A 17,129-nucleotide genomic window follows, 5' to 3' on the forward strand; every position below is an offset into this window, starting at 1 on the left:
CTTGCAATCTTTTTTGGCGGCCTCAACTATCGAACAAACTGATTCCACTCATGGGGAAATGAAATGTCAGGAACCCAACTCCTCCCGCCGGAACGCGTCACACTTCCGCTGCTCCCGCTGCGCGACGTAGTCGTTTTCCCGCATATGGTGATTCCGCTGTTCGTGGGTCGCCCGAAGTCGATCAAGGCGTTGGAAGCCGCGATGGAAGGTGGCAAGCACATCATGCTTGTCGCCCAGAAGACGGCGGCCAAAGACGAGCCGACCGAAAAGGACATGTATGAAGTAGGGTGTATCGCCAACATCCTGCAAATGCTGAAGCTGCCCGATGGCACCGTGAAGGTGCTGGTCGAAGGCCTGCAGCGCGCAAAAACACTGTCGATCGAAGAGCAGGAAACGCAATTCTCGTGCGAAGTCATGCCGCTCGAGCCGGACCACGCCGACAGCGCAGAAACGGAAGCGCTGCGCCGCGCGATCGTCTCGCAGTTCGACCAGTACGTGAAGCTGAACAAGAAGATCCCGCCGGAGATTCTGACCTCGCTGTCGGGCATCGATGAAGCCGGGCGTCTCGCCGATACGATCGCAGCGCATCTGCCTCTCAAGCTCGACCAGAAGCAGCAGATCCTCGAAATGTTCCCGGTCATCGAGCGCCTCGAACATCTGCTCGCGCAACTCGAAGCCGAGATCGACATCCTGCAGGTCGAAAAGCGCATCCGCGGGCGCGTCAAGCGCCAGATGGAGAAGAGCCAGCGCGAGTACTACCTGAACGAGCAGGTCAAGGCAATCCAGAAGGAACTGGGCGAAGGCGAAGAGGGTGCCGATCTCGAAGAGCTCGAGAAGCGCATCACCGCCGCGCGCATGCCGAAGGAAGCCAAGAAGAAGGCGGACGCCGAGCTGAAGAAGCTCAAGCTGATGTCGCCGATGTCGGCGGAAGCGACCGTCGTGCGCAACTACATCGACACGCTGATCGGCTTGCCGTGGCGCAAGAAGAGCAAGGTCAACAACGACCTGTCGAATGCCGAGCGCGTGCTCGACGAAGACCACTTCGGTCTTGAAAAGGTCAAGGAACGCATTCTCGAGTACCTCGCGGTTCAACAGCGCGTGGACAAAGTGAAGGCGCCGATCCTGTGCCTCGTCGGGCCGCCGGGCGTCGGCAAGACGTCGCTGGGCCAGTCGATTGCGCGTGCAACGAACCGCAAGTTTGTGCGTATGGCGCTGGGCGGTGTGCGTGACGAAGCCGAGATTCGCGGCCACCGTCGTACGTACATCGGTTCGATGCCGGGCAAGATCCTGCAGAGCCTGACCAAGGTCGGCGTGCGCAATCCGCTCTTCCTGCTCGACGAAGTCGACAAGATGGGCATGGATTTCCGCGGCGATCCGTCGTCGGCACTGCTCGAAGTGCTCGATCCGGAACAGAACCACACGTTCGCCGACCACTACGTCGAGGTCGACTTCGACCTGTCGGACGTGATGTTCGTTGCGACGTCGAACTCGCTGAACATCCCGCCGCCGCTGCTCGACCGGATGGAAGTGATCCGTCTGTCGGGTTACACGGAAGACGAGAAGGTCAGCATCGCGCAACGTTATCTGCTGCCCAAGCAGAAGAAGAACAACGGCCTGAAGGCCGGCGAGATCGAAGTCACGGAAGCCGCAATCCGCGACATCATTCGCTACTACACGCGTGAAGCGGGCGTGCGTTCGCTCGAGCGTGAAGTGTCGAAGATCTGCCGCAAGGTCGTGAAGATGCTTCTGCTGAAGAAGGCGGATAACGCGGTGACGGTCGACGGCGCCAACCTCGACACGTTCCTCGGCGTGCGCAAGTACGATTTCGGTCTGGCCGCGAAGGAAAACCAGATCGGCCAGGTGACGGGTCTCGCGTGGACGGAAGTCGGCGGCGACCTGCTGACGATCGAAGCTGCCGTGATGCCGGGCAAGGGCAATGTGATCCGCACGGGCTCGCTCGGCGACGTGATGAAGGAATCCGTCGAAGCCGCGCGTTCGGTGGTGCGTTCGCGTTCGCGCCGTCTGGGTATCAAGGACGAGGCGTTCGAGAAGCAGGACATCCACATTCACGTGCCGGAAGGTGCGACGCCGAAGGACGGTCCGTCCGCCGGTATCGCGATGACGACGGCGCTGGTGTCGGTGCTCACGGGCATCCCCGTGCGCGCGGATGTCGCGATGACGGGTGAAATCACGCTGCGCGGCGAAGTGCTGCCGATCGGCGGGCTGAAGGAAAAGCTGCTGGCAGCGCATCGCGGCGGCATCAAGCTCGTGCTGATCCCGGAAGAAAACGTCAAGGATCTGACGGAGATTCCGGACAACGTGAAAAACGCGATCGAAATCGTGCCTGTGCGCTGGATCGACAAGGTGCTGGAACTGGCGCTGGAGCGAACGCCGTCGCCGTTGCCGGACGAGGAGCCGAAGGCGGCAGCGCCCGTCGGTGAATCGAAAGACGCCGGCGCAAGCGATGTCGTGAAGCACTGAGCGTGTCACGCTGAGCGCACTGAATGGCTGACGTCGTCGTCAGCGAGCGAAACCCGCGGCTTTGTCCGCGGGTTTTTTTATGGGTGATTTGAACGCGCGCAACGCAAACGTTCGCGAGTTGCCGCCATCAGGTCTGTCCCCCTCGTCGGATCGAACTGGTTGCACCCGCATCGATCGCTTTGCAGGATTTCGTTATCGGCAGACCCTCGATGAGCCCTTCCAATCCGGCGCGCCCCCGCTTGACACAAGGGTTTCGGCCCATTCTAATGAGTGGCCGGCAATTTCTGCCGTGCCGTAAATAACCGGGCGCATCAAGCGCTTTCATGATTGCCCAACTACATTCTCGGGGGCTTGGAATGAATAAAACGGAACTGATCGATCACATCGCACAACAGGCCGACATTTCGAAGGCGGCAGCAGGGCGCGCGTTGGAGGCTGTGATCGGTGGTGTCAAAGGCACGTTGAAAAAAGGTGGTTCGGTTACGCTAGTCGGTTTTGGCACGTTCGCCGTCGGCAAGCGCACGGCTCGCACGGGCCGCAATCCGCGCACGGGCGCAGCGATCAAGATCAAGGCAGCCAAGGTACCGAAATTTAGGCCTGGCAAAGCGCTAAAGGATGCATTAAACTAATGGGCTCGCTGCTTGATGAGTCTGCCGGTGCAGATCGGCGCACATCAGGCGGCGGCAATCTCGGAGCGGGTGCTTAGCTCAGTTGGTAGAGCGGCGCCCTTACAAGGCGTAGGTCGGGAGTTCGAGCCTCTCAGCACCCACCAGTTCCAGATTGAAGTGACACGCTGCAGCATATGCAGCAGTTAGGAGTGGTAGTTCAGTCGGTTAGAATACCGGCCTGTCACGCCGGGGGTCGCGGGTTCGAGTCCCGTCCACTCCGCCAGTATCCTCGAAAGGCGAACTCCGGTTCGCCTTTTTTATTGCCCGCTGTTGTACTATCGGGCGTTCCGTTTTTGGCATCTGACTTTTGCCTGCTCAAGCATGCTCGATTTCTTCCGCAATCACCAACGTCTGATGATGTTCATGCTCATCCTGGTCATCCTGCCGGGTTTGGGCTTTGTGGGTATCCAGGGCTTCCGCGGCTTCTTTGACGAGAGCGCAAACGTCGCGAGCGTCAATGGCCACAAGATCACGCGCGCCGAATATGACAATTCGTGGCGTCAGCAGCTGGACCGCGCGCGTCAGGTGCTCGGCGGCCAGTTCGACGCGAAAGTGTTCGACACGCCGGAGCGCCGCAAGGAAATGCTCGACGGCCTGATCCAGCAGCGCGTGCTCGCCGACGAAACGCAACGGCTGCACCTGACGGTCTCCGACGAGGCGCTGCGCCGCTCGTTGCTCGCCGATCCCGTCATTGGTTCACTGAAGAACCCGGACGGCTCGATCGACCTGAACAAGTACAAGGAACTCCTTGCGATGCAGGGCATGACGCCCGACCAATATCAGGAGCAGGTCCGCTACAGCATGGCGATGCAGCAGTTGCCGGCCGCGATCACGCAGAGCGCGTTCACGCCGAAGACGCTCGCGCAGCACCTGACCGAACTGGCCGAACAGCAGCGCGAAGTGCAGGGTCTCGCGTTCCGCGCGAAGGAGTACGAGTCGAAGGTGCAGCCGACCGATGCGCAAATCCAGGCTTATTACGATGCGCATCGTGACGACTTTGCGACGCCTGCGACGGCGACGATCCAGTATCTCGTGCTGTCGCCTGCGGCGCTCGCTGCATCGGTGAATCCGAGCAATGCCGATCTCAAGAAGTTCTACGACGACAACATCGCGCACTACCGTACCGTCGGTGAGGTGCGGGCGAGCCACATCCTGATCTCTGCGCCGAAGGACGCAAGCGCCGCCGACAAGGAAAAGGCGAAGCAGAAGGCGCAGGAAATTCTCGCGCAGGTCAAGGCGCATCCGGACCAGTTCGCGCAGATCGCCGAAAAGGACTCGCAGGATCCGGGTTCGGCGTCGAAGGGCGGGGATCTCGGCTACTTCAGCCCCGGCATGATCGCTGGCGGAAAGGCCTTCGACGATGCCGTCTTCAAGATGAAGAAGGACGAGATCAGCGACCTGATCCAGTCTGACTTCGGCTATCACATCGTCAAGGTGACGGACGAGAAGCCGGCGGCGACGAAGCCGTTCGACGAAGTGAAGGAATCGATCGCGAAAGACCTGAAAACACAACTCGCGACCAAGGCGTTCGGCGACGATTCGGAAGGCTTCACGTCGACGGTCTACGAACAAGCGAAGAGCCTGCAACCCGCCGCGGACAAATACAAGCTGCAGCTCCAGACGGCGACGGTCACGCCGAAGCCGAACGGCGCGCTTCCGCCGGATAGCCCGCTGAACAATCCGAGGTTCCTCGCAGCCGTTTTCGCGAACGACGCGGTGAAGGACCGCAACAACACGCAGGCAATCGACGTCGGCGACAACACGCTGATCGCCGCGCACGTCACCGACTACAAGCCGGCGACCGTGCCCGCGCTCGCTGCCATCAAGGACGCGGTGCGCCAGAAAGTCGTTGCGCAGCAGGCCGCCGATCTCGCTCGGAAGGAAGGCGAGGCGAAGCTGGCCGAGTTGCAGAAGTCGAAATCGACGGACGGTTTCTCGTCGGCGCTGAAGGTGTCGCGCAACGAAGCACAGGGCGTGCCGCCGGCCGCATTGAGTGCAATTTACAAGGTCGATGCGCAAAAATTGCCGGCTTACGTGGGTGTTGACCTCGGCGCCGACGGTTACGCGGTTTATCGCGTGAACGCCGTGGTTCCGACTGCCGCGGCCGACGAGAAGCGCCTTGCGGCAGCTCAACAGCAGATTTCGTCAGTCAATGCGCAGGCCGAAGCAGAGGCCTACCTCGACGCATTGCGTGACCGCTCGAAGGTGAAGATGTTCGGTTCACTCGAAACCACGCAGTCGGGCGGCGACTAAGCTATCCGCTGTTCAAAGCCTCTTCCGGCGTTATCGGAAAACAAAAACCCCGCCTAAGCGGGGTTTTTGCTTCGGAGAAGCGTTCGGAAGCGTCACAGGCAGGCGCTGATATCGCCTGTCGCGTCGCTGCCGGCAGCCCGGAAACCGACCCAGGTGCCCGCGCCCTGATAGCTCGGGCGCACGATGGCTGCCGCACCGTTCGGCGGCTGCTGGCCCGGCACATACACATCCATGGCCAGGTCGTTGGCGAGCGTGTCTTGCGCCACGACCTGCTGCTGCGACTTGTCCGCCCATTTCTTGGCGATGCACTGGCCGACGACCTTTGGCGATTGCTGGCTGGTGCCGACGGACTGCACGCCGGCAGGCGGTTGCGCGGCGCATGCGGAAATGGCGACAGCCATAGCGATAATCGGTAAGTATTTCACGTTATCTCCTTCCAGAAATCGCTCTAAGAGAGCCGGTTGTCGAAATCAGGCGAATCTGTCTGATCGACCGTGCCTCGTCGCGTTCGCCATTATTCGGAAACAAGTTGTTAGCGCGCCGTAACCTCGCTGTGACGCGTTCATCGAGATGACGTATGGAGCAGCGGCTTCAGCGCCGGCCACACGTTGTCGAGTAGCACGGGTTGTGCCCGCTGCGTCGGATGGATCTGATCCGCCTGGAACATGTCCGGCTTGTCTTCGATTCCAGCGAGAAGAAAGGGAACCAGTGGCACGCGCAACTGCTTCGATAGCTCGCCATACAAGCCATGGAACTTTTGCGTGTAGTCGGGGCCGTAATTGGGCGGGACGTACATGCCGATCAGCAGAACCTTCGCATGACCTTGCTGGGCCTGTTCGATGATCGTGCGGAGATTGTCCTCGGTCGTGCTGAGGGGAACGCCGCGCAGTGCGTCGTTGGCGCCGAGTTCGACGATCACGATGGCGGGCTTGAGCCGCTGCATCAACGCCGGCATACGCGCGCGACCGCCGCTCGTGGTGTCGCCGCTGATGCTCGCATTCGCAACGTTATAATCGATCCGCTCGCTCGACAGACGTTGGCGCATCAGCGCGACCCATCCGGTATCGCGAGGCAGACCGTATTCGGCGGAAATGCTGTCGCCGAGCACGACGATCGTCGGCTTCGGCTGTTGCGTGTCGCTGCCTGCAGCATTGGCCGCCGCCGTGGCCTGAGTGGCAGTATTGGCAGCCTGAGCGGACGCCGATAACGTCGCGGCGAACACGACAGGAATACACGCTGCCTTCAGCGCCGCGATCAACCCAACGGCGCGCACTTTCAACCTACGCGTCATCATGCAAAAGAAAACCGGTCCAGTCATCGAAGTGCGGGGTCTGTGCAAGAGGGTTAAGGATGCGACGGGCGAGTTGACGATCCTCGACAACATCGACCTGTCGATTCAGGCGAGCAGTCGCGTCGCGATCGTCGGCGCGTCGGGCTCGGGCAAGTCTACGCTGCTCGGGCTGCTCGCCGGGTTGGACAGCGCGACGTCGGGCTCGGTTCGTGTGCTCGGACGCGAACTGACGGCACTCGACGAAGACGGCCGTGCGGCGCTGCGCAACGGCTCCGTCGGCTTCGTATTCCAGTCTTTCCAGTTGATGCCGCATCTGACGGCGTTCGAGAACGTTACCCTTCCGCTCGAGCTGCAAGGCGGCCTGTCGCCACGCGAAATCAATGCGCGCGCCCGAACGCTGCTGACGCAAGTCGGCTTGGGCGAGCGGATGCGGCACTACCCGAAATTGCTGTCGGGCGGCGAGCAGCAGCGCGTGGCGCTGGCGCGCGCGTTCGCGACGCATCCCGCCATCCTTTTCGCCGACGAACCGACGGGCAGTCTGGATGCCGCGACAGGTCATGCCGTCATCGATCTGATGTTCGAGATGAATCGCGCGAACGGCGCGACACTTGTGCTGGTCACGCACGATGTCGAACTGGCGCGCCGTTGCGACACAACCATCACGATCGAAGCAGGGCGCCTGATCTGAGCGCGAGCAACGAGCCGTCAACGGCGAACCGCGACCCGAAGCGGCCGCGTGCGATGCAGCCACCAATGCAAACGGGCCTCCGGATCGAAGGCCCGTGTCGCTCTCATCCGTCCGTCTACGCCGTCAGCGCTTCAACGCCGCACGCGCACGCGCGATCAACGCCGATGTCGACGAGTCATGCTTCTTCTCATCGACGGTCGCGGCATTGAGATCCGCTTCAACGACCTTGCCGAGAATCTTGCCGAGCTCGACGCCCCATTGGTCGAATGAGTTGATGTTCCAGACCGTGCCTTGCACCAGAACCTTGTGTTCATAGAGCGCGATCAGCGCACCGAGCGAGCGGGCGGTGAGGGCCTCGACGAGCAGGGTCGTGGTCGGCCGGTTGCCCGGGAACATGATGTGCGCCACGAGTTCTGGCTTGTCCGGGCCCGCCACTTTCTCGGCTTCTTCACGGGTGCGGCCTACCATCAGCGCTTCGCTTTGCGCGAAGCAGTTTGCGAGCAGCTTTGGATGATGCGACGCGAGCGGATGTTCGGGCGTGAGCACGGCGACGAAATCGATCGGCACGATGGTCGGCCCCTGATGCAGCATCTGGAAGAACGCGTGCTGGCCGTTCGTGCCCGGCTCGCCCCACGTGACAGCCGACGTGGCGTAGTCGACCAGCGTACCGTCGAGGCGCGCCTGCTTGCCATTGCTCTCCATTTCGAGCTGTTGCAGGTACGAGGGCAGGAAGTGCAGCGCTTCCGAATACGGCGCGACGAGATAGCTCTGCGCGCCGAAGAAGTTGCGATACCAGATGCCGATCATGCCCATTAGCACGGGGAGGTTGCGCTCGAGCGGCGCGTCGCGGAAATGTTCATCCATCTCGTTCGCGCCGGCGAGCAGCTCGTCGAACTGCTTCGGACCGACTGCGATCATGATCGACAGGCCGACGGCGGACCACAGCGAATAACGTCCGCCAACCCAGTCCCACATCTCGAACACGTTGTCCTGCGCGATGCCGAACTTGACCACTTCGGCGGGGTTGGCCGACACGCCGACGAAGTGCTTCGCCAGCTCGTTCTCAGGGCAGCCTTTCTGGATGAACCAGTCGCGCAGCGAATTGGCGTTGGTCATCGTCTCGAGCGTCGTGAAGGTCTTCGAGACGATGATGGCGAGGGTCTCTTCGGGGTCGATCTCAGTGAGCACGCGATACAGGTCCGCCCCGTCGACGTTGGAGACGAAATGCGTGGCGATGTCCGGCGTCGCGAGGTGATGGAGCGCGTGCACGACCATCTTGGGCCCGAGATCCGAGCCGCCGATGCCGATGTTCACGACATGGCGAATGCGCTTGCCCGTATAGCCCTTCCATTCGCCGCTGCGGACCTTGTCGGCGAACGCGGCCATTTTCGCGCGCTCGGCCTGCACCTTGCCATAGAACGGCGCCGTCGGGTTGCTGGCGCGCAGCGCCGTGTGCAGCACCGCGCGGCCTTCCGTCGGATTGACGATATCGCCCGCAAACATCGCGTCACGACGCTTCTCGACGTTCGCTTCGCGCGCGAGCTGCACGAGCAGTTTCAGCGTTTCGTCGGTGATCCGGTTCTTCGAAAAGTCGGCCGCGAGGCCGCCGCCGGCGACGGTGAACCGTTCGGCGCGCGTCGGCGCGGGATCGTTCTCGGGTGCAAACCAGTCGCGCAGGCGCGCATCGCGAATCTGTTCGTAGTGGGTCTGCAGCGAGTTCCAGGCGGGGAGCGAAATGGAAGTCATAACCGTCCGTCTAACGAAGGAAAACGAATGGCCGGCCGCGCATCGTGCGTGCCGGGGGGACCCGCAAACGCGCGGTCGGCTGAGCGGTACGGTCGCCGGATGCGCGGCGGCGTGCCTCGTGCCCCGTCAGCGGGCGTCTGCGGTGCGCGCCGCGGACGAAGTGCGGTCGAGCGGCGCAGTCAACCAGTATAGCGGGCCAGGATGACAGCCGGGATAGAGGAGACGGCACGCCAGATAGCGGGATGCTTACGCCTCGTGCAAGCCGTCAATCCCGTAGCGGATAGACGAGCCGGTTCAGCAACTTGCGCACCATTGGCGCGAGTTCGCCCGCGGTCACGCCAGCGGGTCCTTTGCCGCGCGCGGTGAGCGCGTCGGCGGCGAGGCCGTGCAGGAAGACGCCCGCGAGCGCCGCTTCGTAGCGCGGCAACCCTTGGCCGAGGAAGGCGCCGATCAGCCCGCCCAGCACGTCGCCCGTGCCGCCTGTCGCGAGCGCCGCGTTGCCCGTCGGATTGATGGCGACGCGTCCGTCGGGCGCCGCGATCACGGTGCCCGTACCCTTGAGCACGGCGACGCTCGCATAGCGCGCGGCAAGCGCGCGAGCGGCCGCGAGGCGGTCGGCTTGCACCGATTTCGCGTCCGTGCCGAGCAGGCGCGCGGCTTCCAACGGGTGCGGCGTCAGCACGCACGGGTCGCTGGCCGACTCGCCGCGTTGCCTGACGGTATCGGCGAGGTCGGCGTGATCGGCGATCAGGTTCAGCGCGTCGGCGTCCAGCAGTTTTGGTACGTCGAGGGGCAGCACGTCGCGCAGCACGTTGACGGCGCGCTCGCGCTTGCCCATTCCGCAGCCGATCGACAACGCATCCATGTCGGCGAGCGGAAGACGGTCGAGTGGATGCAGCATCAGTTCGGGATGTGGCGGATCGTACGGCGGGTTGCCTGTGCCCAGAAACGCGACGTGGACCTTGCCAGCGCCCGCGTGCAATGCCGCGCGCGCGGCGAGCACGGGCGCGCCGCACATGCCCGTGTCGCCGCCTACGATGGCGATGCTGCCGAATGTGCCCTTGTGGGTCGAAAAATCGCGCGGCGGAAATTGCGGGACGAAGAGGGCAGGCGCATTCAACCGGACGCCCGGCTGGCGGGGCGCTTCGACGCCGATCGGCGCGACGGTAACGTCGCCTGCCAGATCGCGTCCCAAGGCCATGAAGAGGCCCGGCTTTGCACCAATGAACGTGACCGTGTGCGTCGCGCGCACGGCAACGCTGCCATCGACGACATTGCCTGTATCGCTATCCAGCCCGCTGGGCACGTCGAGCGCCAGCACACGCCCGCGCGTTTTCGCGCGCGCCGACAACTGCTGCGCGATCGGTGCAAACACGCCACCCAGCGGCCGCGCGAGCCCAATGCCGAACATGCCGTCGACGACCCACCCATAGTTGTCGAGCGAGGCCGGCACCGCACCCGAGATCGGCACGCCCGCCGCGCGCGCCTCGGCGAGCGCCCAGCGGGCGTCGTCGGGCTTGACGTCGACGGGCATACACACTTCCACCGTCACGCCCGCGCGCTGCAGTTCCGTCGCGACGACCAGCGCGTCGCCGCCGTTGTTGCCGGGCCCCGCGACAAGCCACACCGGCTGGTGCGGGTCGACGGAACCGTCGTGCGCGATATGTTCGAGCAGGAAGCGCGCGCCCGCGTGCCCGGCGCGGCCCATCAGCGTGTGCGGGGGCAACGACGCTTCCGCGCTTTTTTCGAGCGCCCGCAGCTCCGTGACGTTCAATAGCGCGAACGGCCGGTCGTGCGGGTTGACGAGAATGGCGTGACTGGAATGAACAAGGGGCAGAGCGGCATCGGTCATGGCAGCGTACGAAAGCGATGGGGTACGCTCATGGTAGTGGCATTGCGCATGGCGATGCCAGCCTGCGCAATGGTATAGGACAAGTGACCGTCCCTGTTATCCGTTGAAGCGCTCTGGGCGAAGAGCCGCGATCGTGTCGGGCGGCAGTTCGGATGGCGCGCCCGACACGAGGCTTGCGATCAGCTTGCCCGAGCCGCACGCGAGGCCCCAGCCGACGGGCCCATGCGACGCGTTGACGAAAAGCCGCGGGTGCAGCGCGTTGCCCGTCACGGGCAGACCGTCGGGCGACAGCAGCTTCACGCCTTCCCAGGGCAGAGCCGCCGAAATGCGCGCCGAGCCCGGCACCCAGTCGTGCGTCGCCTGGCTGAGCAGCGCGAGCGCTTCCTTCGTCATCGCTTCGGGCAGCGGCTGCTTCGTCTGGCTCGCGCTTTGCAGCACCGCGCCACCCGCGATCCGCAGCCGGTGATTGCTGCGCGTAATCGTGATGCGCTTGACGGCGTCGATCACCGTCGTGTGCGGCGCGAATTCCTCGCGTGCGATCGGTGCGACGAGGTTGTGCAGACGCAGCGGATGCAGCGGCAGGCTCAAGCCGAGCCTTTCCAGCAGCGCGAGGCTGCCGACGCCCGCCGCGACGACCACGACATCGGCGCTGATCACGTCGACTTCGCGCGAACGCGATGACTCGCCGTTCGCGGGCGCGAGTTCGACCGCGGCGCGCTGGTTGTCGAGCCGGATGCCCGTCACTTCGCGGCCGCACTGGAACTGCACGCCGCCTTGCGCGTCGAGCGTCTGCTTGATCAGCTTCGCGAACAGCGGGCAGTTCGCCGTGCCCTCGTCGTCGAACAGCACGCCGCCCGCGAAATGCGGATCGAGCGGGATCGAATGCTCGACCGTCTGACACTCCTGCGGGCTCAGCACGTGATGCGGCACCTCGAACTTGCGCAGCAGGTCGAGCGCGGGCTGCGTGTGCTCCCAGTCCTGCGCGGCGCGCACGAGATACAACTGGCCTTTCGACTGCTCGAATTCGAGGTTGAAGTGATGCTCGATGTCGGCGAGCGACTGGCGCGCCGATTCGATCAGGGGACGCAGCAGCGCGTATTGTTTCTGAAACGCTTCGGGTTCGGCGAGCGCCGAGAGCTTGCGGATGAAATCCCGCACCGGCCCGTTGAATCCCGTCTTCTTGATGACGCCGCTTTTCGCCGACTGGCGATGTTGCATGAAGGTGGGACCGAACCAGACATCGAGCGGTGTGGGCAGCAGCGTGCCGCCGTGGCCGTAAGTAGCGCCTTGCGCGACGGTGGCGTGCCGCTCGACGACGCACACCCGGTGACCGGCCGCGCGTAGCTGGTAAGCGGTGGCGACGCCGACGATCCCGCCGCCAATGACAATGACATCCATGGTTAATTCGTGTTGCTGGCGGTACGCGTGGGCGAGGCGTATTCCGTATGCGTGACATGCGGCGCCGCAGGACTGCCGATGCTGCGCCGATCTGATGAAAGGCGGAATGATAGCAGTCAAACGAGGCTCCCGGCACCGCGTCGTCCGGCATAGGACGAATGACGCGGCGATGGGGCATCGAGCGCGCATCGACGCCATGAAACGCGCGTATTCCGCCTGCCATACACAGCCGCAAATGCCTCCCGAAAAGAGCCGGACGTCGCGCGGACGCGATGCGCGGGCCGCAAAAGCGCATCGGCAGCGCGCGCGGAAGGTGATGCAGGCAGGTCTGCCGGGGCGTCCCGGGTTATAATCTCCGACTTCCTTACGCCTCACGTCGCCCCCACGCGCGACTGTCCGGGCGATTGCCCAAGTCATTCCGAAGCAATCGCGCGCGGTACCCAGCGACGCAACCGATCGACGCAACGTCAAGTCCATGGCCCACTTCTCGTGTTTTCCCGGCGCTTCGGCCCTTTCCGATTTCCGTCAAACCCGCCTGCTCGACACGTTGTCGCGCATCGACGCCAACATCGTCGGCGTGCGCGGCCAGTATCTGCATTTCGTGAACTCGCAGACGCCGCTTTCCACGGAAGACAGCGCGAAGATCGAAGCGCTGATGCACTACGGCGATCCGTTCGAAACCGGCAAGGACAAGGGCGCCGTCGAAACCTTCCTCGTCGTGCCGCGTTTCGGCACCGTGTCGCCGTGGGCGAGCAAGGCCACCGACATCGCGCATCACTGCGGCCTCACGCAGGTGCGCCGTATCGAGCGCGGCATCGAGTACACGGTCGTATTGAAGAGCGGGCTGCTCGGCGGCAAGAAGGCGCTGTCGGACGAGGCGCGCGCGGCCGTCGCGGCGGCGCTGCACGACCGCATGACCGAGAGCGTGGCCGAATCGCGCGACTACGCGATGCATCTGTTCGACGAGCTGCCCGCCAAGCCGCTGCAAACGGTCGGCGTGCTAACCGACGGCCGCAAGGCGCTGGAAACGGCGAACTCGGAACTGGGCCTCGCGCTCGCCGACGATGAAATCGACTACCTCGTCGACGCGTTCACGAAGCTCGGCCGCAATCCGACCGATGTCGAGCTGATGATGTTCGCGCAGGCCAACAGCGAGCACTGCCGTCACAAGATCTTCAACGCCAGCTGGACAATCGACGGCGAAGCGCAGGACATGTCGCTTTTCAACATGATCCGCAACACCGAAAAGCTCAGTCCGCAAGGCACGATCGTCGCGTATGCGGACAACTCGTCGATCATGCAGGGCGGCATGGCCGAGCGCTGGTTCCCGCGCAAGGCGAAGAGCGACGGCGAGCCGGGCGAACGCTACGGCCGTCACGTCGAACTCACGCACACGTTGATGAAGGTTGAGACGCACAACCACCCGACCGCGATCTCGCCGTTCCCCGGCGCGGCGACGGGCGCGGGCGGCGAAATCCGCGACGAAGGCGCGACGGGCCGCGGCGCGCGTCCGAAGGCGGGCTTGACGGGCTTCACGGTATCGAACCTCGATCTGCCCGGCGCGCGCGAGCCGTGGGAAAACGCGCGCGACGCCACGCAGCCGATGGGCCACCGCAACGCCGCCGACCAGTTCGGCACGTACGGCCGTCCCGACCGCATCGCGTCGCCGCTGCAGATCATGATCGACGGGCCGCTCGGCGGCGCCGCGTTCAACAACGAATTCGGCCGTCCGAACCTGGGTGGCTATTTCCGCACTTACGAGCAAAACGTCGCGGGCCGCGTGCGCGGCTATCACAAGCCGATCATGATCGCGGGCGGCCTCGGCAACGTCTCAGATCAGCACACGCACAAGCACGACCTGCCCGCCGGCTCGCTGCTGATCCAGATCGGCGGCCCCGGCATGCGCATCGGCATGGGCGGCGGTGCGGCCAGCTCGATGGCGACGGGCACCAACACGGCAGAGCTCGACTTCGATTCCGTCCAGCGCGGCAATCCGGAAATCGAGCGGCGCGCACAGGAAGTGATCAACGCGTGCTGGCAACTGGGCGAAGACAATCCGATCCTGAGCATTCACGACGTCGGCGCAGGCGGATTGTCGAACGCGTTTCCGGAACTCGTCGATGGGGCGGACAAGGGCGCGCTGTTCGAACTGCGCAAGGTGCAACTCGAAGAAAGCGGCTTGTCGCCGCGCGAAATCTGGTCGAACGAAGCACAAGAGCGCTATGTGCTGGCCATTGCGCCGTCGCGTCTGGAAGAATTCGCGGCCATCTGCGAGCGTGAGCGCTGCCCGTTCGCGGTGATCGGCACAGCGACGCAAGAGCGTCAGCTGAAGCTGATCGACGCCGATCAGTCCGACGACCACGCGCATCAGCCCGTCGACATGCCGATGGAAGTTCTGCTCGGCAAGCCGCCGCGCATGCATCGCGACGTCCAGCGCGTTTCGGCGCCGCATTTGCCCGTCGATGTCACGCATATCGCGCTGCATGAGGCGGCCGTCAACGTGCTGCGCCATCCGACGGTGGCGAGCAAGTCGTTCCTGATTACGATCGGCGACCGCTCGGTGGGCGGCACGACGGCGCGCGACCAGATGGTCGGCCCGTGGCAGGTGCCTGTCGCCGACTGCGCGATCACCACGGTCGATTACGCGGGTTTCCGCGGCGAAGCGATGACGATGGCCGAGCGCACGCCGCTCGCCGTGATCGACGCGCCCGCGTCGGGCCGCATGGCCGTCGGCGAAGCGGTGACGAACATCGCGTCGGCGCCCATCGTGTCGCTGGACAAGCTCAAGCTGTCGGCGAACTGGATGGCCGCATGCGGCAGCCCCGGTGAAGATGCCGCGCTGTACGACACGGTCAAGGCGATCGGGATGGAACTGTGCCCGGCGCTCGGAATCGGCATTCCCGTCGGCAAGGATTCGTTGTCGATGCGCACAAAGTGGGCCGACGCCGATGTCGAGAAGGAGGTGATCGCGCCCGTGTCGCTGATCATCTCGGCATTCGCGCCCGTGGAAGACGTGCGCCGTCATCTGACGCCGCAACTGCTGAGCCAGAAGGAAGCGGGCGACACAGTGCTGATCGCGATCGATCTCGGCCGCGGCAAGCAGCGTCTTGGCGGCAGTATTCTCGCGCAGGTGACACAACAGGTCGGCGACAAGGTGCCGGACGTCGACGATCCGGAAGATCTGAAGCGCTTCTTTGCCGCGATCCAGGCGCTGAACGCGGACGGCAAGCTGCTTGCGTACCACGACCGCTCGGACGGCGGCCTGTGGGCGACCGTCTGCGAAATGGCATTCGCCGGTCACGTGGGCGTGTCGTTGAATGTCGACATGCTGACGCTCGATCCCGACCACGAATCCGATTACGGCGATGCGAAGGACTGGGCGAAGCAGACGAGCGGCCGCCGCGAAGACCGCACGATCCGCGCGCTCTTCAACGAGGAACTCGGTGCGGTGCTCCAGGTGCGCGCGGCCGACCGCGACGCGGTGCTTTCCGCGCTGCGCGAGCACGGCCTGTCCGCGTGCTCGCACGTGATCGGCAAGCCGAACGAGCGCGACGCGATCGAAATTTATCGCGACGCGAAGAAGATCTTCGAGGCGCCGCGCGCCGAACTGCATCGCACGTGGAGCGAAGTGAGCTGGCGCATTTCGCGTCTGCGCGACAACCCCGCTTGCGCCGACGCCGAGTTCGACTCGCTTCTCGACACGTCCGATCCCGGCATCCAGCCGCTTCTGTCGTTCGATCCCGCCGAGGATGTCGCTGCGCCGTATATCGGCAAGGGCGCACGTCCGCGCGTCGCGATCCTGCGCGAGCAGGGCGTGAATTCGCACCTCGAAACCGCGTACGCATTCGACCGCGCGGGCTTCGATGCGCACGACGTCCACATGAGCGATCTGCTGTCGGGCCGGGCGACGCTCGCCGACTTCGCGGGCGCTGTCGCGTGCGGCGGCTTCTCGTATGGCGATGTGCTGGGCGCGGGCGAAGGCTGGGCGAAGACGGTCCGCTTCAACGCGCAACTGGCCGACATGTTCGCGGCGTTCTTCGGCCGCAGCGACACGTTCGCGCTCGGCATCTGCAACGGCTGCCAGATGATGAGCAGCTTGGCTTCGATGATTCCCGGCGCGCAGGCATGGCCGAAGTTCACGCGCAACAAGTCGGAGAAGTTCGAAGCGCGCTTTTCGCTGGTCGAAGTCCAGTCGTCGCCGTCGATCTTCTTCGCGGGCATGGAAGGCTCGCGCATCCCTGTTGCCGTGGCGCACGGCGAGGGCTTTGCGGACTTCTCGCAGCAGGGCGATGCCTCGCGTGTCGCGGTTGCGATGCGCTACGTCGATCATCGCGGCCAGCCGACTGAACAGTATCCGTTCAATCCGAACGGCTCGCCGGCTGGTATTACATCGGTGACGACGCCGGATGGCCGCTTCACGGTATTGATGCCGCACACGGAGCGCGTGCATCGCAACGTGCAGATGAGCTGGCATCCGCAGGCGTGGAAGGACGGCGCGACGGACGGCAGCCCGTGGATGCGTGTGTTTCAGAATGCGAGGAAGTGGATCGGGTAATGCTTTTGCGCTGTTTCGCGCGGGAAGGTGTCCTGGTTCGTTTTGCCGTTATTGCTGGCATCCGCGATTGCGGTTTGTTCTTGCCGCTAACGCCGGCATCCGCGATGCGGTTGGTGTTTCGCCGCTAACGCCGGCATCCGCGATGCGGTTGGTGTTTCGCCGCTAACGCCGGCATCCGCGATGCGGTTGGTGTTTCG

10 protein-coding genes and 2 tRNA genes are annotated in these 17,129 nt (G+C 64.1%); 7 read left to right on the forward strand and 5 right to left on the reverse strand.

Going from position 1 to position 17,129, the window contains the following annotated elements; all coding sequences use genetic code 11:
• Positions 1-63: 63 nt before the first annotated feature.
• From lon to J8I87_RS33445, 5 genes are all read left to right on the forward strand, one after another.
• The gene (lon, locus tag J8I87_RS33425; protein WP_209936516.1) at positions 64-2,481 is read left to right on the forward strand and encodes an endopeptidase La; all 2,418 of its coding nucleotides are present in this window, start codon (positions 64-66) and stop codon (positions 2,479-2,481) included.
• Between the two features lie 356 nt (positions 2,482-2,837).
• A complete protein-coding gene (locus J8I87_RS33430) occupies positions 2,838-3,110 on the forward strand; it encodes an HU family DNA-binding protein (protein ID WP_245254352.1) in 273 nt (90 codons plus the stop codon).
• A gap of 67 nt (positions 3,111-3,177) precedes the next feature.
• Positions 3,178-3,253 (forward strand) — tRNA-Val (locus J8I87_RS33435).
• 42 nt (positions 3,254-3,295) lie between these two features.
• A tRNA-Asp gene (locus J8I87_RS33440) sits at positions 3,296-3,372 on the forward strand.
• A 98-nt stretch (positions 3,373-3,470) separates the two neighbouring features.
• Positions 3,471-5,402 carry a SurA N-terminal domain-containing protein gene (locus J8I87_RS33445; protein ID WP_209936519.1) on the forward strand — a complete coding sequence of 644 codons (1,932 nt, stop codon included), beginning with the start codon at positions 3,471-3,473 and terminating at the stop codon, positions 5,400-5,402.
• A gap of 92 nt (positions 5,403-5,494) precedes the next feature.
• Here J8I87_RS33445 and J8I87_RS33450 read toward each other — a convergent pair whose 3' ends face one another.
• Positions 5,495-5,827, reverse strand: coding sequence for a hypothetical protein (locus J8I87_RS33450; RefSeq protein ID WP_209936521.1), 333 nt, complete (start codon positions 5,825-5,827; stop codon positions 5,495-5,497).
• Positions 5,828-5,964: 137 nt separating this feature from the next.
• Complete coding sequence (locus J8I87_RS33455; RefSeq protein WP_209936522.1) at positions 5,965-6,696, reverse strand: arylesterase; 732 nt, start codon at positions 6,694-6,696, stop codon at positions 5,965-5,967.
• On the opposite strand from J8I87_RS33455, the gene J8I87_RS33460 reads away from it, so the two are divergent.
• Complete coding sequence (locus J8I87_RS33460; RefSeq protein WP_209936524.1) at positions 6,695-7,381, forward strand: ABC transporter ATP-binding protein; 687 nt, start codon at positions 6,695-6,697, stop codon at positions 7,379-7,381. The genes J8I87_RS33455 and J8I87_RS33460 overlap by 2 nt on opposite strands.
• Positions 7,382-7,504: 123 nt before the next feature.
• Here J8I87_RS33460 and pgi read toward each other — a convergent pair whose 3' ends face one another.
• The 3 genes from pgi to J8I87_RS33475 all read right to left on the reverse strand — a co-directional run bounded on the left by pgi (position 7,505) and on the right by J8I87_RS33475 (position 12,377).
• Entirely contained in the window at positions 7,505-9,127 is a 1,623-nt protein-coding gene (gene pgi / locus J8I87_RS33465; RefSeq protein WP_209936525.1) for a glucose-6-phosphate isomerase, read from the reverse strand.
• Between the two features lie 265 nt (positions 9,128-9,392).
• Complete coding sequence (locus J8I87_RS33470; protein ID WP_209936527.1) at positions 9,393-10,979, reverse strand: NAD(P)H-hydrate dehydratase; 1,587 nt, start codon at positions 10,977-10,979, stop codon at positions 9,393-9,395.
• A 96-nt stretch (positions 10,980-11,075) separates the two neighbouring features.
• Positions 11,076-12,377 carry an FAD-dependent oxidoreductase gene (locus tag J8I87_RS33475; RefSeq protein ID WP_209936528.1) on the reverse strand — a complete coding sequence of 434 codons (1,302 nt, stop codon included), beginning with the start codon at positions 12,375-12,377 and terminating at the stop codon, positions 11,076-11,078.
• A gap of 475 nt (positions 12,378-12,852) precedes the next feature.
• Here J8I87_RS33475 and purL point away from each other — a divergent pair, with 475 nt between their 5' ends.
• Positions 12,853-16,932: a phosphoribosylformylglycinamidine synthase gene (gene purL / locus J8I87_RS33480; RefSeq protein WP_209936530.1), complete on the forward strand. Its 4,080-nt coding sequence runs from the start codon at positions 12,853-12,855 to the stop codon at positions 16,930-16,932.
• Positions 16,933-17,129 lie beyond the last annotated feature (197 nt).

It is taken from the genome of Paraburkholderia sp. LEh10 (assembly GCF_017814945.1).
Lineage (GTDB): Bacteria > Pseudomonadota > Gammaproteobacteria > Burkholderiales > Burkholderiaceae > Paraburkholderia.